Raw genomic sequence first — 25,048 nt, 5'->3', positions numbered from 1 at the left:
AGCGGGCCCGGGCCGGCCCCGGGGAGCATGACCAGTCCGGGGCCCCGGGTGCCGGCCGGCGCGGCGGGTGCGGCCAGCACCAGGCCGTGCAGGGTGGTGCCGCCGGCGCCGGTGAAGTCGACCGGGATGGGGACCGGATCGCCCGGAGCGGGCGAGGCGCTCGCGGCTGTGATGTCCACGGGCGCGGCGCTCGCCGGCCCGGCGGTGGGGAGCAGCCCCAGCAGGGCCGCCAGCAGGACGGTGACCAGCGGCAGCGCCGGTCCGGTGCGGGATGTTCGGACGGATCCGGTGCTCAACGTTGGTCTCCCCCGGTCGTTCTCCACGTGTGGGTCCCAGCCTGGCGGGCGGTGGAGTCCCGGAGCGATGGTGGCCGCACCCGGACCGGGGGTGGGGATGTCCCCCGGAAGCGGCCTCGGTGCCGGGGAACGGAGGGCTCAGCCGACCTCGTCGGGCCCGGTGAAGTCGGGCGGCGTGTACCCGGGCCCGGTGAAGTCGGGCGGGGTGAAGGCCGGGCGGGCGGTGCGGCCCTCGGGGCCGGTCGGTCCGTCGGGGCCGGGGCTGGTGAACGCGGGTGAGGTGTAGCCGGGGCTGCTGAAGTCGGGGCTGCTGAAGTCCGGGCCACCGTGGTCGGGCCGGGCCGCCGGGCCCGGCACCGGTGGCAGCGTGTCGAGCAGGTACGGGACGAGTCCGCGCTCGCGCAGCGCGGTGCGCCACTCGCCGTGGGCGTCGGCGAGTTCGGCGGCGAGCTCCGGGTCGGTGCCGGCCGGGGTGGTCGCGGTGCCGTCGCGCAGGGCGGTGAGCAGCAGCCCGATGATGCCGATGGCCATCGCGGCGACCCCGGCGGCGAGCGCCACCCAGCCGGCCGTGACCAGGGACCGGGCGAGGGCGAGGTCCGGGTTGGTGGCGCGCAGGAGGTAGCCGATCAGCAGGAGGAACAGGGCGGCGGTCCAGGCCAGGATCGGGGTGAGCACGGTGAGGACGGGGAACAGTCCGGCGCCGCCGTTGGCGGAGCGCAGCTGGGTGAGCAGCCCGGGGGCGGCGGGTTCGCTGCCGGTCGGCGGGGGCGGGGGCGCGCTGTGCAGGCTCTCGCGCAGCCGGGTGTAGTGCGCGTACTCGCCGGCGGCCGCGGCGTTGACGCGGTCGGCGTCGCGCAGCGCGCGGATGCGCAGCTGGTCGGTGGTGAGCGCGCCGGGAGCGCGCAGGGCGGTGAGGACGGTGCGGTCGCGCAGGGCTTCTGTGAGGAGGCGCTCGTACTCCGGGCGGTCCTCGGCGAGCAGTGGCGGGGGGTTGGACATGGGGACCCCGTTCGTGCGGACCCCGTTCGCTCCGCCCCGGGGGCGCGCGGCCCTCAGGACGCCGAAACGGGCGCGGAGGCGGGCCGCCGGATGGGCGGCCGGGTGTGGTGTGCCTCATGGTAGGGGCGGGCGCGCCCGGGCTGACAGTCGGTTTCCGGAACTTCGCGCCCCCGGACGCGCGCGTGCGACGGCGCGGGCGCCGGGAACAACTGTTCGATGCCGATGGTCGGTTGACGATCGATGGGCGACCGGCCGGCGATCGGCCGGTGATCGACTGGCCGTCAGCTGATGGGCAGTCGGGCGACCAGCAGTCGCCCCTCCATGGTGACGCCGCCGTCCATCGCCACCGCGAGTTCGTCCGCGTACACGTACGGCCCCGGGATGTGCGGCGGCTGGCCGTCGTCGTTGTGCACCGCGCCGGTGAGGTAGGGGATCGGGCTGTGCCCGTGCACGATCCGGCTGCCGCCGTAGGTGTCCAGCAGCTCGTGGACGGCGGTCGGGCCGGCGTCGCCACGGAACGCGAACCGCTTGGTGAAGCGGCGGAAGCAGTCCCACCACTCGTCCACGCCGCCGTCGGCGAGCAGGCCGTGCACCGCGTCGTTGACGTCGGGGATGGACTCGCCGTACTCCAGGTACGCGGTGGTGTCGGAGTGCAGCAGCAGGTGGCCGTCCTCCAGCGCGATGGCGGGCAGCCGGGAGAGCCAGCTGATGTGGTGCGCCTCCAGCCGGTCCAGGTCGTTCTGCTGGCCGCCGTTGAGCCGCCAGGCGGCGAGGAAGGAGGCGGTGCCGGCGGTCGACTGGACGGGCTCGTCGCCGTACTTGGCGGCGCCGAGGAAGAGCAGTTCGTGATTGCCCATCAGGGCGCGGCAGTAGCCGCCGGCCGCGGCGGCCTCGGCGGCCAGCTGCATGACCAGGTCGATGACGCCGATGCCGTCGGGGCCGCGGTCGGTGAAGTCGCCGAGGAACCAGATCCGGGCGCGGCCGGCGGACCAGTGGCCGTCGGCGTCGATCAGGCCCTGGTGGCGCAGCTCGGCGCGCAGCTCCTCCAGGTAGCCGTGCACGTCGCCGACGACGTAGACCGGGCCGGGCGGCTCGCCGGGGCCGGGGGCCGGGTACGGGTAGGTCGGTGCGGCGGGGTCGGGCAGCGGCGGGCCGAGCTCGATGGTCGGCGGGTCGTCGCGGCCGGCGATCTGGAGCGCCGGGGAGGGCTGGTCGGGCAGGGTGGGCTCGTAACCTCCCTGCTCCTGGCCGTCGTAGCCCGGGCGGTCCTCGTAGGCCGTACCGTCCTCGTAGCCGGTACCGTCCTCGTAGCCGTCCTGTCCCTGGTGCGGGAAGGCCGGGGCGTGGTCCATGCCGATCCCCTGGGCGTGCACGGTGTGGCCCTGGTCGTCGGCGTGCCAGTGCTGCTCCAGGTAGCGGGCTCCGCCGTAGCCGCTGTAGGTCTCCCCCTCGTAGGTCTCCCCGTCGTAGGACGCGGCGGGGTAGCCGGGGGCGGGATCGGGTTCGTAATAGGTGCCGTACGGCAGCACGTCGAGGTCCGGCTGGTGGCGGGGGCCCGAGTGGGGGTGCTCGGGTCCGGGGAAGCGGTCCTCGGGTGTCATTCGCCCATCATAGGAAGACCACTCTCCCGGCGTCGTCACCTGGTGGGTATCCAATCCTCCGGAGCGTCAGCCGGGCGGTCCCGCGGGGTCCGTTTTGTCCCGGCTCGGTACGGTCTCGTCAGCACTGCCCGAGCGCTCGTCGCGCCGCCTCGGCACGTGGCCCCTCGGCCCGTGCCCGGTGCGGTGGCTCGGTGGTCTAAACCTCGCCCGGAGGGCGGGGCGGGCTGATGGTGGTGCGCGGGCTCCGGCGCTGGGAGGACGCGCGGACGATCAGTTCGGTCGGCATCAGGGTGCCCGGCGGCGGCCCGGTGCCGGCGGTGCGGAACCGCGGCGGGAAGAGCCGGGCGATGTCGACGCCCGTCCCGGAGTCCACGCCCTCGATCGCGTCGATGAGCAGGTTGACCACCGTGGTGCCGATCTTGCGCGGCTTGAGCGAGAGCGTGGTGATCGGCGGCTCGGTGGCCGCGTAGACGTCGCTCTCGCTGCAGCAGACCAGCAGCAGGTCGTCCGGCACCCGCAGGCCGTACCGGCGGGCGGCGGCCAGCAGGTCGGTGCCGTTGGGGTCGAACAGTCCGTAGACGGCGTCCGGCCGGTCGGGGCGGGCGAGCAGCCGGTCGGCGGCGACGGCGCCGGCGGCCGGGTCGTGCGCCGGGTAGGCCTCGTACACCGGTTCCTGCCCGACCTTGGCGCACCAGCCGAGGTAGGCCTCGGTGGAGAGCCTGGTGTAGGTGTCGGTGCTGGTGCCGGTGAGCAGGCCGATCCGGCGGGCGCCGGCCTCGGAGAGGTGGTCGAGGATGCCGAGCACGGCGGCCTCGTGGTCGTTGTCGACCCAGGCGGTGACCGGGCAGTTGCCGGGCTTGCCGTCGCTGACCACCGGGACGCCGGACCGGTACAGCTCGCTCACCAGGGGGTCCTGGTCGGGCGGGTCGATCACCACGGTGCCGTCCAGGGCGATGTTGCCCCAGACGTCGTGCCGGGAGGAGGCGGGCAGCACCACCAGCGCGTAGCCGCGGCCCAGGGCGGCGCTGGTGGCGGCCCGGGCCATCTCGGCGAAGTACGCGAACTCGGTGAAGGTGAACGGCTCTTCACCGTAGGTCGTGACGGTCAGCCCGATCAGGCCGGACCGTCCGGTGCGCAGGGTGCGGGCGGCCGCGGAGGGGCGGTAGCCGAGGCGCTCGGCGACCTCGCGCACCCGGCTGCGGGTCTCGTCGGGCAGGCGGCCCTTTCCGTTCAGCGCATCGGAGACCGTGGTGATCGACACTCCGGCGGCTGCTGCCACATCCCGGATGCCGGCCCGCTCCAGACGCCGCGAGGTGGTGGGACGCCGACCGCTCTGGTTGGCTGCTGCTGTCATGGCGGACCGATCGTATGGCTCCTGACAAGGGTCTGTGACCGGCGCATCGGGAGCCCGCGGAGATACGTTTCTCCACGAGTGAGCCGGGGTGCGCCCCTTCGATACCCGCCTGAAACCAGGCCTCTTACCTCTGACATGTGCCAAAGGAACCGGGCAGAATGGCTGATCTGCGCCTGTAACCCGGCCGGGCATCTCACTCCTACGGGTGAGGGCGGCTCGGTATCGTGCAAGGCACCCGACCGGGGTGGTCCGGGGCGCGTCACGAGGTTCCGGGCACGGAGGCGAACCCGTCCGTGGCGGGCGAGCGCACCGGAGAGTTCCGCAACTGGAAACGGAGTACGACCGTGAGCAGTGGTACGTCAGCGCAGGGCCCGCGGCTGCGGCCGACCCTCGACGGCATCCCCACGTACAAGCCCGGCAAGCCGGCCGGCGCCGACGCCTACAAGCTGTCCTCGAACGAGAACCCCTACGAGCCGCTGCCCGGCGTGCTGGAGACGGCGATCAAGGCGGCCGGCTCGTTCAACCGCTACCCCGACATGGGGGTCACCGAGCTGACCTCGGTGCTGGCCGAGCGCTTCGGGGTGCCCGCCGAGCACATCGCCACCGGCACCGGCTCGGTCGGCGTCGCCCAGTCGCTGGTGCTCGTCACGGCCGGCCCGGGCGACGAGGTGATCTTCGCCTGGCGCTCCTTCGAGGCGTACCCGATCGTCGCCACGGTCGCCGGGGCCACGCCCGTCCCGGTGCCGCTCAAGGCCAACGGTGACCACGACCTGGACGCGATGCTCGCCGCGGTCACCCCGAACACCCGGCTGATCTTCGTCTGCAACCCCAACAACCCCACCGGCAACGTGATCCACCGCGCCGAGCTGGAGCGCTTCCTGGACGCCGTCCCGAGCGACGTCCTGGTCGTGGTGGACGAGGCCTACATCGAGTTCATCCGTGACCCCGAGGTGCCCAACGGCATCGACCTCTACCGGGACCGCCCGAACGTCTGCGTGCTGCGCACCTTCTCCAAGGCGTACGGCCTGGCGGGCCTGCGGGTCGGCTTCGCCATCGCGCACGAGCCGGTGGCGGCCGCGCTGCGCAAGGTCGCCACCCCGTTCGGCGTGAGCCGGCTCGCCCAGGACGCCGCCGTCGCCTCGCTGCGGGCCGAGGAGGCGCTGCTGGTGCGGGTGGAGGCGCTGGTCGAGGAGCGCACCCGGGTGGTGGCCGGGCTGCGTGCCCAGGGCTGGGAGATCCCGGACTCGCAGGCCAACTTCGTCTGGCTCTGGCTCGGCGACCGCTCGCAGGAGTTCGCCGCCGCGTGTGCCGAGGCCGGCGTGATCGTGCGGCCGTTCCCGGAGGGCGTGCGGGTGTCGATCGGCGAGGCCGAGGGCAACTCGATCTTCCTGTCGGTGGCGGAGGCCTTCCGCAAGTCGCTCTGATGTCCTGCTGGTGATCGCGGGGGCGCGCCGGTCCTGTGGCGCGCCCCCGCGGCGTTCCCGGGCGGCTCCGTGAGAACGTCCTCAGAACGTCCTCCCGGATGCCTGGGGGCCACTGGGAGCCCGCTGGGAGTTCGGCCAACGGCCGGCCACGGAGCGGTCAAGGCGCCCGCACGGGGCGGGCGATATGTTCGCAATGCCCGGATCCGGCCGGTCAGCCTTCTCCCAGCAGGCATCCAGTGGTCCGCAAGGGCTCACCGGGAAGCTGTCCGGCATGAAGGTGCTCCCACGGCGGCGAGGCGCCGTCCTCGTCAACTCCGCGCTCGGCGTGGCCCTGCTGGGCGGCGCGGCCCTGGTGTACGCCACGGTCAGCGGCAGCTCCGGCCCGGCTTCCGCCAAGCCCGCGGCCCGTACCGCGACGGTGTCCAAGGGCACCGTCCTGGCCACCGTGTCCGGAACCGGCACCCTGGTCTCACCGACCGACGCCGCCCAGGACTTCACCACCGGTGGCCGGCTCACCGCGGTCAAGGTCGCGGTCGGGGACGCCGTGAAGAAGGGCCAGGTGCTCGCCACCGTCGACACCACGGCGGCCCAGCAGCAGGTGGACGCGGCCCAGGCGGCCCTCACCACGGCCCAGGCCAACCTCACCAAGGCCCAGGCCGGCGTCACCACCACGACCACCGAGCCCCTGCCGGGCGCCACCTCCGTCGCCACTCCCGGCGGCGGGGCCGGCAGCGGCGGTGGCGGCCGCGGGGCGGGCGGGAGCAGTACGCCCGCCCCGCAGACCACCACGATCACCACCACCAAGGTCGACGACGCGGCCGTGGCCCAGGCCCAGCAGCAGGTCAGCACCGCGCAGACCAACCTCGCCAACGCCCAGGCGGCGCTGGCCGGGACCACCCTGACCGCCTCGGTGGACGGTACGGTCGCCTCGATCGCCGGCAAGGTCGGCGACACCGTCGGTGCCACCGCGAGCGGCTCGTCCTCCTCCTCCGGCAAGTCGACCGGTGGCGGCGCGAGTTCGACGGCCGCCCCGAGCGGCTTCATCGTGCTCACCAACCCGACCGGGATGCAGGTCACCGCGAACTTCTCCGAGCTCGACTCGCTCAAGCTGAAGAAGGGCGAGGCGGCCACCGTCACCCTGAACGCGCAGTCCGACACCAAGCTCAACGCGACCGTCCTGTCGGTCAGTTCGCTGCCCAGCAGCAGTGGCTCCGGCGGCGCGGCCGGCTCCTCCGCCGTCCAGTACGCGGCCACGCTCCAGCTCAGCGGCGACACCAGTACGCTGCGCACCGGCCTCAGCGCCACCGTCCAGGTCATCACCGGCGAGGCCGACAACGCGCTCTCGCTGCCCACCTCAGCCCTGTCCGGCACCGGCACGTCGCGCACCGCGACCCTGGTGCAGCCGGACGGCGCCTCCGAGCGGGTCACCGTCGGGGTCGGGGTCGAGGGCGACAGTACGGTGCAGGTGGTCTCCGGGCTGAAGGAGGGCGACAAGGTCGAACTCCCCACCACCAGCGGCGGCAACGGCTTCCCGAACGCCTCCTTCCCGGGCCTCGGCGGCAACCGGGGCGGGGCCGGCGGAGCCGGGGGCGGCGCGGTCTTCCCGGGCGGTGGCGGTGGCGGTGGTGGTGGCGGTGGCGCCGGTGGCGGGGCCGGCCGCGGCGGCAAGGGCTGAGTCCGGTCATGCGTCACGTCATCGACAACCGCGTCCCCGCGCATCCCGTCCCGGTGATCCGGATCCGCCGGCTCACCAAGGCGTACGGGCACGGCGACGCCACCGTGCACGCGCTGCGCGGCCCCTCCGACCCGGAGACCGGCGAGCCGCAGGGCGTCAGCCTGGACATCGAGCAGGGCGACTACGTCGCCGTGATGGGCAGCTCCGGCTCCGGCAAGTCCACCCTGATGAACATCCTCGGCTGCCTGGACGTTCCGACCTCCGGCCGCTACCTGCTGGACGGCACCGACGTCGGCCACCTGGACGAGCAGCAGCTCGCACTGGTGCGCAACCGCAAGATCGGCTTCGTCTTCCAGTCCTTCAACCTGGTGCCCCGCACCACCGCCCTCGCCCAGGTCGAGCTGCCGCTCGCCTACGCGGGCGTCCGCACCGCCGAACGGCGCCGCCGGGCGATGGCCGCGCTGTCGCTCGTCGGGCTCGCCGAGCGGGCCGGCCACAAGCCCAACGAGCTCTCCGGAGGCCAGCAGCAGCGCGTCGCGGTGGCGCGGGCGCTGGTGACGGCGCCCGCGATGCTGCTCGCCGACGAGCCGACCGGCAACCTCGACAGCCGCTCGACGGAGGAGGTGCTGGCACTGATCGACGGGCTCAACGCCACCGGCCGCACGGTCGTGCTGATCACCCACGAGGACGAGGTCGCGCGGCACGCCAAGCGGGTGCTGCGGCTGGTGGACGGGCAGATCGTGAGCGACCTGAGGCAGGCGCCCGTGGAGGGCCCGCCGCCCTTCCTGGACCCGGTGTTCGCGGGGGCACCGGTCGCGGAGGTGTCGGCGTGATCCTCTGGCAGACGCTCCGCTTCGCGGTCGGCGGCCTGGCCGCCAACAAGGTGCGCTCGGCGCTCACCATGCTCGGGGTGCTGATCGGCGTGGCCTCGGTGATCCTGCTGCTGGCGGTCGGCAACGGCTCCTCGGTGGCGGTCAAGGACTCGATCACCTCGCTCGGCACCAACTCCCTGACGGTCAGCTCCGGTTCGGCGAACGGCGGCTCCCGGGCCACCTCCTCGGTGAAGAAACTGACGGTCGCCGACGCCAAGGCGCTGGCGAGCGACTCCGACGCGGGGGCGATCAGGTCGGTCGCCCCGGTGGTCACCACCAGCGGGACGGCGCTGTACGGGAACATCTCGTACAGCCCGGGCTCGATCGTCGGCACCTACCCGTCGTACTTCGAGACCGCCAACCAGAAGGTCGCGTACGGCGAGTACTTCACCGACGACGACGTGCTCGCCTCGCGCAAGGTCGCGGTGCTCGGCGCGACGACGGCCAAGCAGCTGTTCGACACCGAGAACCCGGTCGGAAAGTCGGTCGTCCTCGGCGGCACGCCGTTCACGGTCGTCGGCGTGCTCCAGGCCAAGGGCGGCAGCGGCTTCACCGACCCGGACGACGTGGTGATCGCCCCGCTGCCGACGGTGCAGAACGCCTTCACCGGCTTCGGCTCGGTCAACCAGATCCTGGTCCAGGCCTCGTCCGCGGACAGCACGACGGCGGCCCAGTCCGAGATCACCCGCGTCCTGCTCGGGACGCACGCGATCGCCGACCCGGCCAAGGCGGACTTCCGGATCACCAGCCAGGCCTCGCTGCTCACGGCGAGGGAGAGCACGACGAAGACCTTCACCGTGCTGCTCGGCGCAGTGGCGGCGATATCGCTGCTGGTCGGCGGGATCGGGATCACCAACATCATGCTGGTGACGGTCACCGAGCGAACGCGTGAGATCGGCATCCGCAAGGCGCTCGGCGCGCCGCGCGCGGTGATCCTCGGGCAGTTCCTCACCGAGTCGACGCTGCTGTCGGTGATCGGCGCGGGGCTGGGCGTGGCGGCCGGGATCGCCGGCTCGCACTTCAGCATCGTCGGCATCAAGCCGGTGGTGATCCCCGAGTCGGTGCTCGGCGCGTTCGCCATCGCCGTCGCCATCGGGCTGTTCTTCGGCAGCTACCCCGCCAACCGGGCCGCCTCGCTGCGGCCGATCGACGCCCTCCGGCACGAGTAGGACTCCACTTCATGAGCAAAGAGATCGCCACGGTCGCCAGTACCCCGGCCGAGCAGGTCGCCCTGCTCGCCACGCCGCCGGACGCCCGTGATGTGAGCGCCGAACTGGCCGCGCCGCCACGGCGGAAGCTGCCCTGGCTCAGCCTGGTGCTGGCGGGCGGCGTGATCGCCACCGGCGCGTTCGCGGGCGGGGTCTGGTACCAGCAGAACAACGGCTCCTCCTCCGGCGGGAAGTCCTCCGCCCGGCCGGCCGCCGCTGCGGCTGCTCCGGGCGGCGGCTACGGGCAGAACGGCTCCCGCCGCGGGGGCCAGGGGCAGGGAGCCGGGCAGGGGCAGGGCGGGCAGGCCGGCTTCGCCCGTGGCACGGTCAAGGCCGTCGACGGCAACACCGTCTACCTGACCGACACCAACGGCAACACCATCAAGGTCACCACCGGCGACGCGACGAAGGTCCAGCTCAACAAGGAGGGCAAGGTCGCCGACCTCCAGCCCGGCCAGAGCGTGACCGTCGTCGGCACCCCCGACGCCAACGGTGGCTACACCGCCAGCCAGCTCGTCGAAGGCGCCGCTGGTGCGGGCGGCTTCGGCGGCTTCGGTGGCGGGGGCGGTGGAGGAATGCCCAGGAACCCGTCCGGCGGCTGACCCGGTTCCGCCGGACGACCGCGAGGCCCTCGCCCCTTCGGTGGGCGAGGGCCTTCGCATGTGCTCAGCGCGGTCCGACGAGCCTCACCGCTGCCACGCCGCGTCCCGGTCCAGGTCCCGGAGCAGGTGGAGAAGGTTGAGGAGGGTGCTGACGGGCGCATTGCCGAAGTCGACCAGGAGACGCCCGTCGAGGATGGTCTCGCCGGCCGAGGCGGAGCCCCAGAGGAGCCCGTGCGGGAGGCCGCGCCGGTGCAACTCCCCGAGGAGGACGGTGATGTGCGGGGCGGTGAAGTCCCGCATCCGGGGGTCGTCGGGGGCGATCGGCTCGCGGGTCACGCGGCGGAGTCCAGCTCGTACCAGACCGTCTTGCCGCGCTTCTGCGGGTCGACGCCCCAGCGGTGGGTGAGGCCGGAGACGAGCTGGAGGCCCCGGCCGGACTCGGCGAGGAGGCTGAGGGACTTCTCCTGGGGGAGGGAGGCGCTCTCGTCCGCGACGCAGACCCGGAGGGTGTGGTCCAGGAGGGAGAAGTAGACGACGGGCGAGGCGGTGTGGGCGTGTCGCCACGCGTTGACGATCAACTCGCCGAGGGCGAGCTCGGCGTTGAAGATGGTCTCGGTGTCCCAGGCGGCGCGGGTCAGGGCGTCCCGCAGGGCCTGCCGGGTGAGGGTGATCGAGGGGGTGTTGAGGGTGCACACGGGAACCTCCGCGAGGCTGTGGTGTGGGAGAGGGCAGCCGTGAGCCAGGCCAGGGTGTGGTTGCTCTTCGGCGGGCGGGCAGCAGGCGCCTACTGCCAGGAACCAAGGCGTGTCTGACGATCCGTCGGATCGTTATGAGGATGACCATAGCGTGTATCGCCACAGATTTGTGGCGATCTGTGGGAAGTTCCCCCGAACGTGGCTGGCAGACTGATCCCATGGCCCTTCGATCGAACCCAACCCTCCGTCAGTTGCGGCTGGGTGCCGAACTGCGCAGGATGCGGGAGCAGGCCGGTCTCGGCGGCAGCCAACTCGCCCGAGCGCTGGGCATCAACCCTGCTCACGTGACCCAGATGGAGAGCGGCAAGACCGGCATCAGCGTCGAACGCCTGCGGACGATCGCCGCGCTGTGCATGTGTGTCAACGAGCCCTTGATCGACGCGCTCGCGGACATCATCACGGACCGCGACAAGGGCGGCTGGTGGGAGGAGTACCGCGGAAACCTCTCGCAGGACTTCCTTGAGGTCGCTGAAATTGAAGCTCATGCACGAGGGCTCTCGGTCTACACGATGGCCTTCATCCATGGTCTGCTTCAGACCAACGCCTATGCCTCGGCTGTGTTTGCTCGCTCCTATCCGCCTCTTCCGGGACACGAGGTCGATCTGAGAGCAGCCTTTCGCTTGCGGCGCCAGCACATCATCCGCGCGGAATCGACTCCGTTCACCGCGTACATCCATGAAGCGGCGCTACGCATGCAGTTCGGCGGAGCCAAGGTCCAGGCCGAGCAACTCGACGCCCTTGTCGAGGCCTCGGAGAGGCCCAACATCTCCATCCGAATCGTGTTGTTCGACGTCGATATGATCCCGCTGCCCAACGAGAACTTCACGTACCTTGCCGGGCCGGTTGAGGAGCTCGACACGGTTCAGTCGGACTCAGGTGTCGGAAACCTTCTCTTTGATGCCCCGGCCCACACAGCCAGGTTCCGGTCACTGCTCGCCCGGATCGGTTCGGCGGCTCTCTCAGAAGAGGAGTCTCGCGAATTTATTCGCTCCATCAAGAAGGACATGGAAAGCAAATATGCGTAACTCCACTTGGCAGAAGTCCAGTTACTCGGGCTCGAACGCCGACTGTGTTGAGGTGCGAGCCCTTGACGGGGTGATCGAACTCCGGGAGTCCGACGAGGGCGAGGTCATCGTCCGTACCGCCGCCCCCAGGTTCGCCGCCTTCCTCCATGGCGCGAAGGCGGGCGAGTTCGACCACCTGCTCACCACCGAGGCCTAACGAACTGCGGCGTACGACCCGAACCCCGGGCCGTACGCCGCTCCGTCTCTCCCCCGCGCCTACGGCTGGATCACGAAGTACACCACCATGCCCGCGGTCAGGCACAGGAACAGCTGCACCATGAAGCTCCAGGGGAGCGGCACTTCGTCCGTGTCACCCGCCTCGTCGGCCGCGAGCTGTCGGCGCGCCAGCTTTCCGAGGTGTCCGGCCGTCCCCAGCGTCATCGACAGCATCGCCAGCGAGTACATGGACAGCGCGCCGGCCGAGGTCATCCCGTTCATGTGGGAGCGGCCGACCAAGAAGATGGCCCCGCCCAACGGCGCCAGGGACACCATGATCCGGTACTTCCGCGTCGGCTGCGGCGGTATCGCCAGCGCCCAGAACAGCACCGTCGTCAGCGCGACGATCCACCACCAGGTGGCCACGCTCAAGCCCAGTGGAGTCATTCCCCCACCCCCCAGGTCACGGACGTTCGCTCACGTCCACTCCCGGTCACACTAGCCACGCCGGCTCCGCCCCGCGCCGACAGAACCCTGCAAGATCCCGGCTGGTCCCTTGCAGGGTCCCGGCAAGAGCGCTCAGTCGAGGCAGAACTCGTTGCCCTCGACGTCGAACATCCCGAGGCACGACTCGTTCTTGTCGTCGGCGACCAGCAACTGCCCGCGCGTCGCGCCGAGCGGGATCAGCCGGGCGCACTCGGCTTCGAGCGCCGCCAGGCGCTCCGCACCCACCAGCCCGGTGCCCACTCGTACGTCGAGGTGCATCCGGTTCTTGACGACCTTGCCCTCGGGAACGCGCTGGAAGTACATGCGCGGGCCCACACCCGAGGGGTCGCTGGCCGCGAACCACGAGCCCCGCTCCTCGGGCGGCAGCGAGCGCTGGAAGTCGTCCCAGGTGTCGAACCCCTCCGGCGTGGACGGCGGGACGTACCCCAGGACCTCACACCAGAAGCGACCGACGCGCTCGGGCTCCGCGCAGTCGAAGGTGACCTGGAAATGCTTGACCGATGTCATCGGGCCACCATAGCCATGACAAGAGGAACGCGCCGCTCAATTTCCGGTGCGGACCCGCAGGTTGACGGGGGGTGGGGCTGGACCCACCCCTTCGTGGGGCTGGACCCATACCCGGCCGCGCGTCCGCTCCGTAGCGTCGTTCCCACAACGACGCGGAGGGGAAAGAACCATGGCGACCACGACCGACCGGGACACCTTCACCACGGTGAAGAAGTGCATCGTGCTCTTCGGCGCCGCCGGCGCCGTCGTCCTCGGCACGGTCGCCGTGATGGCGGCCACCGGCCACACGACGACCCCGTTCATGTGGATCCGAGGCGTGATCTTCCTCGCCATCGTTCCGTTTCTCCACCGGCTGGCCACCCGTGCCGCCGGCGGCTCCGCCAAGGCCTTCGACCGGGTCCGCACCCTCTCCACCGTCATGCCGATCGCCATCATCGGCGTGGATCTCGTCCCCGGCCTCTGCCCGGCCTGGTACGCCGTCCTCCAGGGCCTCTCCGCCCTCGCCCTGGTCGCGGTCGCCGTCCTCACCCGCACTTCCGCCCTGGCCGCCGCCTTCCCCAAGCCGTAGCCGAGCGCAGGAAGTCGGCCGGCCCGACGTCCTGCGCAGTGGAGGCAGTTCGTGCCGGTGGCCCCTTGCGTCTCGCAAGGGGCCACCGGTCAATGCATGTGGCGCTTCGGGCCGCTTCCGACTTCTTCGGACAGGTCGTGGCGACGATGAGCAGTCCCGTTCGGCGGAAGTCCGCCCTTCGACGCCGTGCGTCTGCTCAGCCGCCCTCGACCTTGTCTCCTGCGACGTCGACCACGTACCACCCGGCACCGAACTCGGGGGACCCCTGGCCGTTGGTGTCGCCCGGCGCCTTGTCGCCCACGAAGTAGTAGAGCGGGTGGCCGTTGTAGACGACCTGGGACTTGCCGTCCTTGCGGGCGGTGGTGGAGAGCTTGGCCTGGTCGACGCCCTTCCCGGCAGTGGGGGTGCCGGTGGTCAGAAGGGGCGGCCAGGCGGTGGCGCAGGCGTCGTAGCACGTCGAGGTGGGCGAGGTGTCCGCCTCGAACAGGTAGAGGGTCTTGCCCTGGGAGTCGACCAGGACGCTCTGGTACTTGCCGACGGTGGCCGCCGCGACCATGGCGCCGGCGCCGGTGGATCCGGCGGCAGGGCTCGTGTTCCCCGTCGACGTCGGTGTGGCGGCCGGACTGCCGGGGGAGGTCGCCGCCGTTGTCGGGCTTTCCGTGGTCGTCGTGCTCTTGCTGTTGGAACAGCCGCCGCACACCACGGTGATCAGGGCGACGGCGGCGGCCATGGCGGTCGCCGTGCGGGGGATTCTCATGGGCTTCTCTCCGGCCGGGGTGGGAATCGGTGCCACAACTTCAGCCTGAAGGGGCCTGCCGCTTCACCAGGCACGCCAGCGGGTGGGCAAGGCGGGACGGCCGTTAACCCTGATGGCCGACAGCGACACGTGGCCCTGGCGGCGTCGCCCCGGGCCCTGCCGACCCGGCCCGGATATTTCGATGGCGGGTTCGGCGGAGCCCGGTGAAGATCGCTGGATGGATCCCTTCCTGCAGACCGAACGGCTCGTGCTGCGGCCGTTCACCGCGGCCGACGCCGACCACCTCTTCGCGCTGGACAACGACCCCGAGGTCATGCGCTTCATCAACGGCGGCAAGCCGGCGGACCGCGACGCGATCCGGGTGCGCACTCTGCCCCGACTTCTCCACGACCACCCGGGTTCGGGTACCCGAGGCTTCTGGGCGGCCGAGGAGAAGGACACCGGAACCTTCCTGGGCTGGTTCGAACTCCGCCCGCTCGACGACCACGACCCCGCCGTCGTCGAACTCGGCTACCGGCTGAACCGGGCCGCCTGGGGCAAGGGCTATGCCACGGAGGGATCGAGGGCCCTGATCGACAAGGGGTTCACCGACCTCGCGGTGGAGCGGGTCACGGCGAACACCATGGCCGTGAACACGCGGTCCCGGCGCGTGATGGAGAAGTCCGGCCTGTCGTTCCTCCGGAGCTACTTCGGGGACTGGCCGGAGTCGATCCCGGGGTCCGAGCACGGCGAAGTCGAGTACGAACTCCTCAAGGCGGCCTGGGAGCAGGGGACCCGGTAGCTCGCCGCCCCGGGCCCCTGCTCCTCCGCCCTGGGCGCCGCCTTCCCGAAGCAGCAGCCGAGCGCAGGAGGTCGGCCGGCCCGACTTCCTGCGCAGATACCCGTAGTTCGTTCCGGCGGCCCCTTGCTCCTCCGCAAGGGGCCGCCGGTTCACGGAGGTGGCGCCTACGGGTCGGTCGGGCGGCGTGATCGGGTGCGTTTCAGAAGTGGTCGGGCCCCGACCAGCTGTACCAGCCGTCACCGACCTGCGTGTAGCGGGAGGGGTGCTGCGTCGGACCGCCCGCCGGGAAGTAGGCATAGCCGTGGGCGGCGAAGACACCGGACCCGGCGACTGCGAACCTCACGCCGCCGTCGACCAGTTCGGCGTCCCGGACCGGGTAGCCGCCGATCCAGGTCTGGGTGCGGTCCGTCGCCCCCGTGGCCAGGGCCTGCTCGGCGAAGGAGGTGAGCGCGGGCCGGGAGACCGAGAACCGGGTGTCGCGGGGGATGTCGTGGCTGATCAGCAGGGCCGCAGCGCCGACCAGCAACGGGGACACCACCCAGCGCCAGGAGCCGTGCCGCCGCCCCGTTCCGGTCTCCTCGGCCGACTCCTCCCTGGCGAGCACCGCCTGCCAGGCGAGCCAGGCGAATGGCAGGAGCACGAGCACGATCAGGCCGAGCCCGAGCATGCCGTAGTCCTCACCGGGCACGCTGAAGCCCAGCACGACGGCGCCCGTCGCCAGCGAGCAGCCCAGCAGCACGCTGTTGCCCGGCCGGTGGAGCCGGCGCACGCGCCTTCGTACGGCGGGTGACGCGGCCAGCCCCGCCAGGCCGAGCGCGAGCACCACCAAGGCCGGTGCTCCGACCGGCGCGAACAGCGCGGCCGGCACCGCCAGGAGCATGCCGGCCACCGCCGTCCCCACCACCACGGCCCCGTGCACGAAGCCCTCCGGTGCCGCGCCGATGACGGCCAGCAGCGCGGCCAGGACCAGCGGCCCCCGGTACCCGCGCACGGACAGGCGGTGGAACGGGACGGCCCTCAAGGCGGCCGAGAACGAGGAGTTCGTGATCACGCCGCCCATCCCTACCAGACGGTGGGTTCCACCCGGAAGGCCCATGCGTTCCGCCTCTTCCGTGTGCCTACGGCTGGATCCACCTTGTCGGCCGCGAGTTGCCGGCGCGCCGGCATTCCCTCCCGGTGGCTCCTTGCTCCCCGCAAGGAGCCACCGGTCAACAGCGCGTGATGGTGCATATTTTCGATCCATCACAGCCGCCATCTGCGACTACCTGGAAGGGGCTGACCGAGGATGACGAATCACCTCCATGACGACGAGCAACTCCTGCGGGCTCGGGTCGCGTTGGCCTCGGAGATCGAGCGGGTGAGCGGGGTGCTGTCCTCGCGGGTGGTCGAGGCGTTCCTCAATGTGCCGCGCCATGCGTTCGTGCCGGCGTTCTACCGGGAGGAGGGCGGCGTTCATCGTCCCTGGCGAGCGGGCGACGGTTGGCTGCGGGAGGTGTACGCGGACCAGGTGCTGGTCACCGAGGTCGAAGGCGTACACGCGGAGGATGCCGGTTCGGAAGGCGTGCGCGGCGTGGCGACCTCCTCGTCCACGCTGCCGAGTCTGATGGCCGACATGCTCGACGCGTTGGATGTCCGCCCCGGGGACCGGGTGTTGGAGATCGGGACCGGGACGGGCTACAACGCCGCCCTGCTCTGCCACCTTGCCGGGGCCCAGCACGTCACGACCATCGATCGCACCGAGCACCTGGTGGCCACCGCCCGTACCCGGTTGAGCGAGGTGGGCTTCGAGGCCGCCGTGGTCCAGGCCGATGGCGCCGACGGATACCCGGGCAACGGACCGTACGACCGGATCATCGCCACCTGTGGCGTGCGCAGCCTCCCCCGGACGTGGCTCGACCAGTGCGTGCCCGGCGGCCTCGTCGTCGCTCCGCTGGGCGGTGCGGTGGCCAGGCTCACCAAGCTGCCGGACGGGCGCGCGGTCGGGCGCTTCCTGCACCGTCCGGCCGCCTTCATGCCGTTGCGCGATGGAAAGGAACCCGGCTGGGAGGTCCCCGAGCCGACCAGCGCGGACAGCCGGACCACGGAGAGCGGCGCCCACGTGTTGGACGACCCGGGGTTCGTGTTCTGGGCGGACCTCCACCTCGCTCCCACCGTCGTCCGCGACGGCCATGCGCTTCGCGACACCGCGGACGGCTCGACCGCCCACGCGCAGGGCCGCACCGTCGCCCTCGGCGGCCCCCGTGACCTCTGGCGGACGGTCGAGGCCGCCCACCAGGTCTGGCTCGACCGGAACCGCCCCCGGCGCGAGTGGTTCACCGTCGAGGCCGGCCCGGAGGGCCAGTTCGCGGGCTACACGGCGCCGGACGGCAGCACGACCCGCTGGTCTCTCTGAGTGCACAGGAAGTCGGCCACATCGACTTCCTGTGCGGGCGGCTGTGGAAACCCCCGCTCTGTCCCGGCCACCACGTACGCCTGGCGAGTCGTTTCGGCGGCCCCTTGCTCCTCCGCAAGGGGCCGCCGGCACGCGTGCGAGGCACCGGAATCCGGCCGTTCTGCTCCGACTGTTGGCTTGATCAGCACCCTTGTGAGTAACCATGCGTGTGCATAGCGTGACATGGCCGCAGTGCGGCGCTCACACAACGACGTGGAGGTGGCTTCGCCATGCCCGAAACGCCCGAGTACACCGAGCCCGTCGAGCCCACCCCCGGTATCGCCGAGGCGAACCGGAAGGTCTCGGAGGCGGTCGGGGCCGCCGACGAGAAGGACGGTCGGGACTTCGCCGACGCCGGCAGGTTCCTGATCGCCCCGCCGGACGTGCCCGTCATCTACTCCCGCAGGGACCGGGAGAAGGTCGTCTGGGACTTCACCGCCTACGACTTCCTCACCGACTCCGACCCGGGCTCCGGGCCGTCGACGGTCAACGGGAGCCTGTGGCGGCAGGGCCAACTCACCGCCATCGCCGGGCTGTTCCAGGTCACCAGCTGTCGCGCGTACCGGATCTACCAGGTGCGCGGCTACGACCTGTCCAACATGACGATCGTCGAATCCGACGAGGGCCTGATCGTCATCGACCCGCTCGCCTGCTACGAGACCGCGCAGGCCGCCCTCCAGCTGTTCCGGGACAAGACCGAGCTCACCAAGGAACAGCGGCCGATCAAGGGTGTCGTCTACACCCACTGCCACGTGGACCACTTCGGCGGCGCGCGGGGCCTGTTCGCCGAGCTCGGCGACGCACTGGAGCCGGACGTCCCCGTCGTCGCGCCGGAGGGCTTCCTCGAACACGCCGTCAGCGAGAACATCTACGCCGGCCCGGCGATGGCCCGGCGGGCGCAGTACATGTACGCGGCCCAGCTGGACAAGGGGCCGACGGGGCAGGTCGGTTCGGGCCTCGGCCTGACCATCTCCACCGGCGAGGTGACCCTCGTCCCGCCGACCGTCTACATCGGCGGGCCCGAGCACCAGCCGGTGCCGAAGACGCAGTGGAACGACCAGGCGTACGTCATCCCCTGGCGGCCGGGGCTGTACGAGTACGAGCTGGCCGGCGTGCAGCTGCTGTTCCAGCTCACCCCGGGCACCGAGGCCCCGGCGGAGATGAACATCTACCTGCCCGACGCCAGGGCGCTGTGCATCGCCGAGAACGCCACCCACACCATGCACAACATCCTCAGCCTGCGCGGCGCGCAGGTCCGGGACGCGCACGCGTGGTCGAAGTACCTCACCGAGGCGATCCAGACGTTCGGCAAGGAGACCGACGTCCTGTTCGCCTCGCACCACTGGCCGATGTGGGCCGAGGTGGACGAGTCGACCGAGAAGCTGAGCAACGTGCGCATCCTGGAGTTCCTCAACAAGCAGCGCGACATGTACGGCTACCTCAACGACCAGACGCTGCGGCTGATCAACGCCGGCCAGACGGGCATCGAGATCGCCGAGGAGCTGAAGACCCTCCCGCCCGGCCTGAACGACCACTGGTACGACCGGGGCTACTACGGCTCGGTGAGCCACAACCTCAAGGCCGTCTACCAGCGGTACATGGGCTGGTACGACGCCAACCCGGCCCACCTGTGGGAGCTGCCGCCGGTGCAGGCCGGCGCGTCCTACGTACAGGCGATGGGCGGCGCGGAGGCGGTGGTGGCCAAGGCGGCGGAGGCGTACGGCAAGGACACCGCGCAGGACTTCCGCTGGGCGGCCGAGCTCCTGAACCACGTCGTCTTCGGTGCGGCGGACCCGGACAGCGGGATCTCCGCCACGGCGCTCCAGCAGGCCAAGGAACTCCAGGCCAAGGTCCTCACCCAGCTCGGCTACGGCGCCGAGAACGGCACCTGGCGCAACGCCTATCTGGTCGGCGCCCAGGAGGTCGTCGGCGGTCCGCAGCCGGCGATCATCAGCCAGTCCTCCGCCGACCTGATCCGCAGCACCACCCTGGAGCAGTACTTCTCCGCCCTCGCCCGCAGCGTGGACGGGCCGACGGCCGCCGAGCAGTACCGCGCCCCGATCGTGCTGGACTGGGTCTTCACCGACGAGACCGGCGCCGAGACCGGCGTCAGGTGCACCACGACGCTCCGCAACGGCGTGCTGGTCTTCGTCGACGGCGGCGACCGCCTCGTCGACGTGCCGGACGCCGTCATCAGGCTGACCCGCAAGACGCTCGACGAGCTGGCCGAGCGCCCCGGGTTCAAGCACAACTTCGACACGGCGGTCGCGGACAAGGTGGTCCTCCTGGAGGGCGACCACGCCCAGGAGGCGGCGGACCAGGTCTTCGGCACGCTGACCCTCCCCGACCCGCAGTTCCCGATCGTCACCCCGTAGCGGCCCGCCCGGTACGGCCGGCCCCGGCGGCTCCTCGCTCCCCCGAGGGGCCGCCGGTGTGCCCTGCGCAAGCAGGGCCGGCTCCGAGCACGTCGCCCCGCCGAGCTGGTGCTCGGCGAGGCGGGTGCGGTCAGTGCTGTTGGTCGGGCTGGGTGGTGGTCGTCGGGCCGGTGGTCTTCGTCGGGCCGGCCGGGGTCGTCGGGCCGGTGGTCTTCGTCGGGCCGGCCGGGGTCGTCGGGCCGGTGGTGTTCGCCGGGCCGGCCGGGGTCGACGGGTCGGTGGTGTTCGCCGGGCCGGCGGGAGTCGTCGGGCCGGTGGGGGCCCCGGTGGTGCCCGGGTCGGTCTTGGGCGGCGCCGCGTCGGGGATGTCGGCCATCGGCAGGGACTGCTTGGGTGTGCCGCGCAGGGCCTGGTTCATGGCGTCCCGCCAGATCGGTCCGGGGCCGTCGGCGCCGAACACCTCGGCGCGGTACTTCCCGTTGATGGTGATGTCGCGCATCTCGACGCCGCCCTTGGGGCCGCCGAGCCAGACGGCGGTGGCGAGTTGCGGGGTGTAGCCGTTGAACCAGGCGGCCCTCTTGTGGTCCGAGGTGCCGGTCTTGCCGGCGATCTGCCGGTTGTCCTCCAGGCTGAGCGCCGCGCCGGTGCCGTTGTTCTCGGTCACGCCGTTCAGGACGGTGTTCAGCGCTCGTGCCGTCTTCTCGGAGAACACCTGCTCGCAGTGGCCGGCCGGGACGGGGACGTCCTTGCCCTCCACGGTGGTGATCTTGGTGATGGCGATCGGGGCGCAGTGGGTGCCCTGGGCGGCGAAGGTCGCGTAGACGTTGGCCATGGTCAGCGGGCTCATCTCCTCGACGCCCAGGGCCATCGCGGGGACCTCCTCCAGGGGCTTGCCGCTGGCCTTGGTGGTGATGCCGAGCTTGTTGGCCATCTGCTTGACCGCGCAGAGGCCGATCTCCTGCTCCATCTGGATGAAGTAGGTGTTGACCGAGAGGGCCATCGCCATCTTCAGCTGGTACGGGCCCTTCTCGTTCGCGGATTCGTTGGGCACCACCGTCTTGGGGCGGGCCTCGTTCCTCCAGGTCCCCTCGCAGGTCTTCATCGTCGGGTACTCGAGCTTGTTCGGGGACGAGTACTCCTGGGTCGCCGGCACGCCCGCCTCCAGTGCCGCGGCCGCGACGACCGGCTTGAACGTGGAGCCGGGCTGGAAGCCGTTGCCGCCGCCCATCGCCGCGTCGACGTTGAGGTTGACGACGGTCTGGTTCTTGTCCTCCAGCAGGCCGTAGGGACGGGTCTGGGCCATGGCGAGGATCTTGCCGGTGCCGGGCTCGACCATGGAGACGGCGGCGGAGACGCTGTCGGTGACCCGCACGTTGTTGCTCACCGCGTTCTGGGCGGCGGCCTGCTTGTCCGGGTCCAGCGTGGTGTAGATGTTCAGACCGCCCTGGTTCCAGAACTTCTTGCGCTCGGCGGAGTCCTGGCCGAAGGCCGGGTCCTGCTTGACCACGTGGCGGACGTAGTCGCAGAAGAAGCCCATCCCGGCCTGAGCGGTGATGCAGCCGTTCTGCGGGGCCTTGAAGTTCAGGCCCAGCGGGGCGGCCTTCGCCTCCTGCGCCTGTTCGGCGGTGATGTGCTTGTTCTCCAGCATCTTGCCGATCACCACGTCGCGGCGGTTCTGCGCGGCCTGCGGGTGCAGCTTCGGGTCGTACTGGGACGGGTTCTGCACCAGCCCGGCGAGCATCGCCGCCTCGGCGACGGTCAGGTCCTTGTTGGTCTTGCCGAAGTAGCGCTGGGAGGCGGCCTCCACGCCGTAGGCGCCGTTCCCGTAGTACGTGATGTTGAGGTAGTTGGTGAGGATCTGCTCCTTCGGCAGCTCCTCCTCCAGCTTGATGGCGACCTTGAGCTCCTGGATCTTGCGGCCCAGGGTCTTGCGCTGGGCCTCCAGGACGGCGTCCCGGTCGTCGCCGGCCTGCTCCACGTTGACGTTCTTCACGTACTGCTGGGTCAGCGTCGAGGCGCCCTGGGAGGCGGTTCCGCTCTCCGCGTTCTTGCTGAGCGCGCGGAGGATGCCCTTGAGGTCGACGGCGCCGTGCTCGTAGAAGCGGGCGTCCTCGATGTCGACCTGGGCCTGCCGCATGAACGGTGACATCTGGTCGGCGGTGATGACGGTGCGGTCGCGCTCGTAGACCTTGGCGATGAGGCCGCCCTTGGCGTCGAAGATCTGGGTGGCCTGGGTGAGCGGCGGGGTCTTGAAGTCGGAGGGAACGTCCTCGAACCCCTCCGCGGTGCCCTTGGCCGTCAGCCCGATGCCGCCGGCGACGGGCAGGGCGAGACCTGCCAGCAGCACGCCGGACACGACACTCACCCCCAGGAAGGTCCCACCGAGGCGGGCCAGCCGGAGCGGCGCGTTGCGGGACGGCTGGGGGTCCGCGTCGTCGGAGGAACTCCGTATCTGGGGGAGATTCGATTCCATTCCGGAATGCTAACCCTCGAAAGTCCCCGGTCGAACGGTTTTCCGTGCGCGGCTGTCACGGCTGTGCAACAGGATTCGGGGCCGGCTCCGATAATGTGAGTCGTATACGCACCGAATGAATGCGAATGCATTCGACGGTCTGCACCGGATTCGGCCCGCCCCGCGTGTGGCGTCCCTCCCCTCCCGCAGCCCCGCCATCACTTGGATGCGGTGAGCGGGCCGAAAGGTTGCGCGCGTCCGGTCAGGCGGCACCGCCGGTCTCGGGGACGCTCTCCAGGACCGCCTCGACATCGACCGTGACGTCGACCATGTCACCGACCACCGCACCGCCCCGGTCCACCACGTCGTTCCAGCTCACGCCGAAGTCCTGACGGTTGATCCGGGTGGCGGCGGTGAATCCGGCGCGCCGCCTGGGGCCGAGGTCGCGCCCGTCCTCCCACCACGGGGTGTCCCACTGCCCGAGGTGGCTCACGTCGAAGGTGACCGGGCGCGTCACGCCGCGGATGGTGAGCTGCCCCGTGACCTCGAAGCCGCTCGCGCTCACCTGGTGGACCCGTGACCCGACGAAGGTCCAGGTCGGGTGGTGCTCGACGTCGAAGAAGTCGGCGCTGCGCAGGTGCGCGTCCCGCTCGGGCGAACCGGTGTACACCTGGGTCGCGTCGATGGTCGCCTCGACCCGGGCCTGCTCCGGAGCGTCCGGGTCCACCTCCAGGAAGCCGCGCACGTTCTTCAGCTGGCCGCGCACGTAGGTGACCATCATGTGTCTGGCGCGGAATTCCGCACCGGTGTGGCTGGGCTCGAAGAACCATTTCGTGGTGGCCATGGCGACTCCGTGAGGTGGTGGCCGGTGGTGCCCGAGACCCCCCTCCAGCCAGCGTAGGCCGAAGTCGGCGCGCGGTCGTCCGTACGGCACCACCGCCCGCTCTCCGAACAGCGGGAAAACCGGGCGACGGCGCGGAGCTTGATCCTCTACGGTGAACGCGCCCAGGGCGGCCGTTTACCGCCCGTCGACGTGGCGCGACCAACGCGCCCGCACCCCAGGGAGTTCCCTGTCATGACGCGCACCCTCGTCGCCGAGCTTCACTCGCACCTCGGAGAGACGGTCACCGTCTACGGGTGGGTGAACACGCTCCGGCTCCAGCGGCGCATCCAGTTCGTCCTGGTCCGGGACCACACCGGTCTCGTGCAGGTCACCCACGTGCGCGGTGGGGAGGGCGACGCCATCGAGGCCGCCTTCGAGGGCGTGACGGTCGAGTCCGCCGTGAAGATCACCGGCAAGGTGGTCGCCAACCCGCAGGTCAAGCTCGGTGGCCTGGAGATCGTCCCGTCCCGCGTGGAGGTCGTCTCGCCGGCCGAGCCCAAGCTGCCGATCGACGAGAAGACCGGCATCGACCAGCGCCTGGACTGGCGGTTCCTCGACATCCGCCGCCCTTCCCAGCACCTGGTCTTCGACGTCCAGACGACCGTCGAGCGGGCGATGCGCGAGGTGGCGGCCGAGGAGGGCTTCACCGAGCTGCACACGCCGAAGCTGATGGGGACGGCCTCCGAGTCGGGCGCCGAGGTGTTCGAGGTGGGCTACTTCGGCCGCACCGCCTTCCTCGCCCAATCCCCGCAGTTCTACAAGCAGATGGCCATCGCGGGCGGCATCGACCGGGTCTTCGAGATCGGGCCGGTGTTCCGGGCCGAGCCGTCCTTCACCTCGCGGCACGCCACCGAGTTCACCGGGGTCGACGTCGAGATCGCCTGGATCGACGGGGTCGAGGACGTGATGGCCTTCGAGGAGCGGATGCTGCACCGGGTGCTGGCCGCCGTGGCCGAGCGCCACGGTGCGGCGATCGCCGAGCACTTCGGTACCCCGGTGACGGTTCCCGGGCTGCCGTTCCCCCGGATCACGATGGCCGACGCGCTGGCCGGGCTCCGCGCCACCGGCTGGGACCGGGAGGGCGTCAAGGACGACCTCGACCCCGAGGGCGAGCGCGCGCTGTGCGGTCTGATCGCCGAGGAGACCGGGCACGAGTTCGTCTTCGTCACCCGCTTCCCGGCCGCCGTGCGGCCGTTCTACCACCTGCGGCCCGAGGACGACCCGACCGTCACCGAGTCCTTCGACCTGCTGTGGAAGGGCGTGGAGATCACCACCGGCGCCCAGCGCGAGCACCGGTACGACCGCCTCGTCGCCCAGGCCCGGGAGAAGGGCATGGACACCGGGCCGCTCTCCGGGTACCTCGACTGCTTCCGCTACGGCACCCCGCCGCACGGCGGGCTCGGTCTGGGGCTCGGCCGGCTGCTCATGCTCGCCCTGGGCCTGCCGTCGATCCGTGAGGCCACGTTCCTCTTCCGGGGCCCGCACCGCCTCGAACCGTAGGAACCGCGGAGAGGGGCGGACGGCCGAAGAGACGGAACGGGCCGCGTCCGAGGAGGTCTTCTCCTCGGACGCGGCCCGTTCCGTCGTGTCCGGCGGCCGTGTTCCGTCAGCTGCGGCGGAGGGCTTCGGTGAGTCGGTTGGCGGCTTCGATGATGGCCTGGGCGTGGAGGCGGCCGGGGTGGCGGGTGAGGCGTTCGATGGGGCCGGAGACGGAGACGGCGGCGACGACGCGGTTGGAGGGGCCGCGGACGGGGGCGGAGACGGAGGCGACGCCGGGTTCG

General features: G+C 71.3%; 24 protein-coding genes and 1 pseudogene. 12 read left to right on the top strand and 13 right to left on the bottom strand.

Features of this window, described 5'->3' with window-relative positions; translation table 11 throughout:
• The 4 genes and pseudogenes from KS423_RS11225 to KS423_RS11210 form a co-directional block, all read right to left on the bottom strand.
• Positions 1-296, bottom strand: a pseudogene (locus KS423_RS11225) (hypothetical protein); the annotation flags it as partial.
• A gap of 138 nt (positions 297-434) precedes the next feature.
• Positions 435-1,295 carry a hypothetical protein gene (locus KS423_RS11220; RefSeq protein WP_224277830.1) on the bottom strand — a complete coding sequence of 287 codons (861 nt, stop codon included), beginning with the start codon at positions 1,293-1,295 and terminating at the stop codon, positions 435-437.
• A 281-nt stretch (positions 1,296-1,576) separates the two neighbouring features.
• On the bottom strand, positions 1,577-2,896 hold the full coding sequence (locus KS423_RS11215) for a metallophosphoesterase (RefSeq protein WP_308020169.1): 1,320 nt from the start codon (positions 2,894-2,896) through the stop codon (positions 1,577-1,579).
• Between the two features lie 196 nt (positions 2,897-3,092).
• Positions 3,093-4,250 carry a LacI family DNA-binding transcriptional regulator gene (locus tag KS423_RS11210; RefSeq protein WP_224277828.1) on the bottom strand — a complete coding sequence of 386 codons (1,158 nt, stop codon included), beginning with the start codon at positions 4,248-4,250 and terminating at the stop codon, positions 3,093-3,095.
• 344 nt (positions 4,251-4,594) lie between these two features.
• On the opposite strand from KS423_RS11210, the gene hisC reads away from it, so the two are divergent.
• The 5 genes from hisC to KS423_RS11180 all read left to right on the top strand — a co-directional run bounded on the left by hisC (position 4,595) and on the right by KS423_RS11180 (position 10,031).
• Positions 4,595-5,674, top strand: coding sequence for a histidinol-phosphate transaminase (gene hisC, locus KS423_RS11205; RefSeq protein ID WP_224277826.1), 1,080 nt, complete (start codon positions 4,595-4,597; stop codon positions 5,672-5,674).
• Between the two features lie 271 nt (positions 5,675-5,945).
• A complete protein-coding gene (locus KS423_RS47295) occupies positions 5,946-7,349 on the top strand; it encodes an efflux RND transporter periplasmic adaptor subunit (RefSeq protein WP_263454721.1) in 1,404 nt (467 codons plus the stop codon).
• A gap of 8 nt (positions 7,350-7,357) precedes the next feature.
• Positions 7,358-8,182, top strand: a complete 825-nt coding sequence (locus KS423_RS11190; RefSeq protein ID WP_224277824.1) for an ABC transporter ATP-binding protein — start codon at positions 7,358-7,360, stop codon at positions 8,180-8,182.
• The gene (locus KS423_RS11185) at positions 8,179-9,390 is read left to right on the top strand and encodes an ABC transporter permease (RefSeq protein WP_224277822.1); all 1,212 of its coding nucleotides are present in this window, start codon (positions 8,179-8,181) and stop codon (positions 9,388-9,390) included. Before KS423_RS11190 ends, KS423_RS11185 begins: the two co-directional genes overlap by 4 nt.
• 11 nt (positions 9,391-9,401) lie before the next feature.
• Positions 9,402-10,031 carry a DUF5666 domain-containing protein gene (locus KS423_RS11180; protein WP_224277820.1) on the top strand — a complete coding sequence of 210 codons (630 nt, stop codon included), beginning with the start codon at positions 9,402-9,404 and terminating at the stop codon, positions 10,029-10,031.
• 84 nt (positions 10,032-10,115) lie between these two features.
• On the opposite strand, the gene KS423_RS11175 is transcribed toward KS423_RS11180, so the two are convergent.
• Together KS423_RS11175 and KS423_RS11170 are read right to left on the bottom strand one after the other, a co-directional pair.
• Positions 10,116-10,367 (bottom strand): hypothetical protein, encoded by a 252-nt coding sequence (locus tag KS423_RS11175; RefSeq protein ID WP_224277818.1) that lies wholly within the window; start codon positions 10,365-10,367, stop codon positions 10,116-10,118.
• The gene (locus KS423_RS11170; protein WP_224277815.1) at positions 10,364-10,726 is read right to left on the bottom strand and encodes an ATP-binding protein; all 363 of its coding nucleotides are present in this window, start codon (positions 10,724-10,726) and stop codon (positions 10,364-10,366) included. The genes KS423_RS11175 and KS423_RS11170 overlap by 4 nt, the downstream gene beginning before the upstream one ends.
• 218 nt (positions 10,727-10,944) lie before the next feature.
• On the opposite strand from KS423_RS11170, the gene KS423_RS11165 reads away from it, so the two are divergent.
• The gene (locus KS423_RS11165; protein ID WP_224277813.1) at positions 10,945-11,811 is read left to right on the top strand and encodes a helix-turn-helix transcriptional regulator; all 867 of its coding nucleotides are present in this window, start codon (positions 10,945-10,947) and stop codon (positions 11,809-11,811) included.
• Positions 11,804-12,007: a DUF397 domain-containing protein gene (locus tag KS423_RS11160; RefSeq protein ID WP_224277811.1), complete on the top strand. Its 204-nt coding sequence runs from the start codon at positions 11,804-11,806 to the stop codon at positions 12,005-12,007. The genes KS423_RS11165 and KS423_RS11160 overlap by 8 nt, the downstream gene beginning before the upstream one ends.
• Positions 12,008-12,066: 59 nt before the next feature.
• On the opposite strand, the gene KS423_RS11155 is transcribed toward KS423_RS11160, so the two are convergent.
• Together KS423_RS11155 and KS423_RS11150 are read right to left on the bottom strand one after the other, a co-directional pair.
• Entirely contained in the window at positions 12,067-12,453 is a 387-nt protein-coding gene (locus KS423_RS11155) for a hypothetical protein (protein WP_224277809.1), read from the bottom strand.
• A gap of 132 nt (positions 12,454-12,585) precedes the next feature.
• Positions 12,586-13,020, bottom strand: a complete 435-nt coding sequence (locus KS423_RS11150) for a VOC family protein (RefSeq protein ID WP_224277807.1) — start codon at positions 13,018-13,020, stop codon at positions 12,586-12,588.
• Positions 13,021-13,189: 169 nt separating this feature from the next.
• On the opposite strand from KS423_RS11150, the gene KS423_RS11145 reads away from it, so the two are divergent.
• Positions 13,190-13,588: a hypothetical protein gene (locus tag KS423_RS11145; protein ID WP_224277805.1), complete on the top strand. Its 399-nt coding sequence runs from the start codon at positions 13,190-13,192 to the stop codon at positions 13,586-13,588.
• Positions 13,589-13,784: 196 nt separating this feature from the next.
• On the opposite strand, the gene KS423_RS11140 is transcribed toward KS423_RS11145, so the two are convergent.
• Positions 13,785-14,345: a hypothetical protein gene (locus tag KS423_RS11140; RefSeq protein ID WP_224277803.1), complete on the bottom strand. Its 561-nt coding sequence runs from the start codon at positions 14,343-14,345 to the stop codon at positions 13,785-13,787.
• Positions 14,346-14,562: 217 nt separating this feature from the next.
• On the opposite strand from KS423_RS11140, the gene KS423_RS11135 reads away from it, so the two are divergent.
• Positions 14,563-15,126 carry a GNAT family N-acetyltransferase gene (locus KS423_RS11135; protein WP_224277801.1) on the top strand — a complete coding sequence of 188 codons (564 nt, stop codon included), beginning with the start codon at positions 14,563-14,565 and terminating at the stop codon, positions 15,124-15,126.
• Positions 15,127-15,325: 199 nt separating this feature from the next.
• Here KS423_RS11135 and KS423_RS11130 read toward each other — a convergent pair whose 3' ends face one another.
• Positions 15,326-16,177 (bottom strand): hypothetical protein, encoded by an 852-nt coding sequence (locus KS423_RS11130; RefSeq protein WP_224277799.1) that lies wholly within the window; start codon positions 16,175-16,177, stop codon positions 15,326-15,328.
• Positions 16,178-16,411: 234 nt separating this feature from the next.
• On the opposite strand from KS423_RS11130, the gene KS423_RS11125 reads away from it, so the two are divergent.
• Together KS423_RS11125 and KS423_RS11120 are read left to right on the top strand one after the other, a co-directional pair.
• Positions 16,412-17,518, top strand: coding sequence for a methyltransferase domain-containing protein (locus KS423_RS11125; protein WP_224277797.1), 1,107 nt, complete (start codon positions 16,412-16,414; stop codon positions 17,516-17,518).
• Between the two features lie 269 nt (positions 17,519-17,787).
• Positions 17,788-19,932: an alkyl/aryl-sulfatase gene (locus KS423_RS11120; RefSeq protein WP_224277788.1), complete on the top strand. Its 2,145-nt coding sequence runs from the start codon at positions 17,788-17,790 to the stop codon at positions 19,930-19,932.
• 130 nt (positions 19,933-20,062) lie between these two features.
• Here KS423_RS11120 and KS423_RS11115 read toward each other — a convergent pair whose 3' ends face one another.
• Complete coding sequence (locus tag KS423_RS11115) at positions 20,063-22,405, bottom strand: transglycosylase domain-containing protein (RefSeq protein WP_224277786.1); 2,343 nt, start codon at positions 22,403-22,405, stop codon at positions 20,063-20,065.
• Positions 22,406-22,646: 241 nt separating this feature from the next.
• Positions 22,647-23,228, bottom strand: a complete 582-nt coding sequence (locus KS423_RS11110; protein ID WP_224277784.1) for a YceI family protein — start codon at positions 23,226-23,228, stop codon at positions 22,647-22,649.
• A gap of 231 nt (positions 23,229-23,459) precedes the next feature.
• Between KS423_RS11110 and aspS the strand changes: the two genes are divergently transcribed.
• The gene (aspS, locus tag KS423_RS11105; protein ID WP_224277782.1) at positions 23,460-24,767 is read left to right on the top strand and encodes an aspartate--tRNA(Asn) ligase; all 1,308 of its coding nucleotides are present in this window, start codon (positions 23,460-23,462) and stop codon (positions 24,765-24,767) included.
• Between the two features lie 106 nt (positions 24,768-24,873).
• Here aspS and KS423_RS11100 read toward each other — a convergent pair.
• The coding region (locus KS423_RS11100; protein WP_308020170.1) for an IclR family transcriptional regulator C-terminal domain-containing protein at positions 24,874-25,048 on the bottom strand (175 nt) is incomplete at its 5' end.

The organism is Streptomyces sp. LS1784 (assembly GCF_020103755.1).
Classification (GTDB): Bacteria; Actinomycetota; Actinomycetes; order Streptomycetales; family Streptomycetaceae; genus Kitasatospora.
This window is presented reverse-complemented; position numbering and strand designations above follow the sequence as displayed.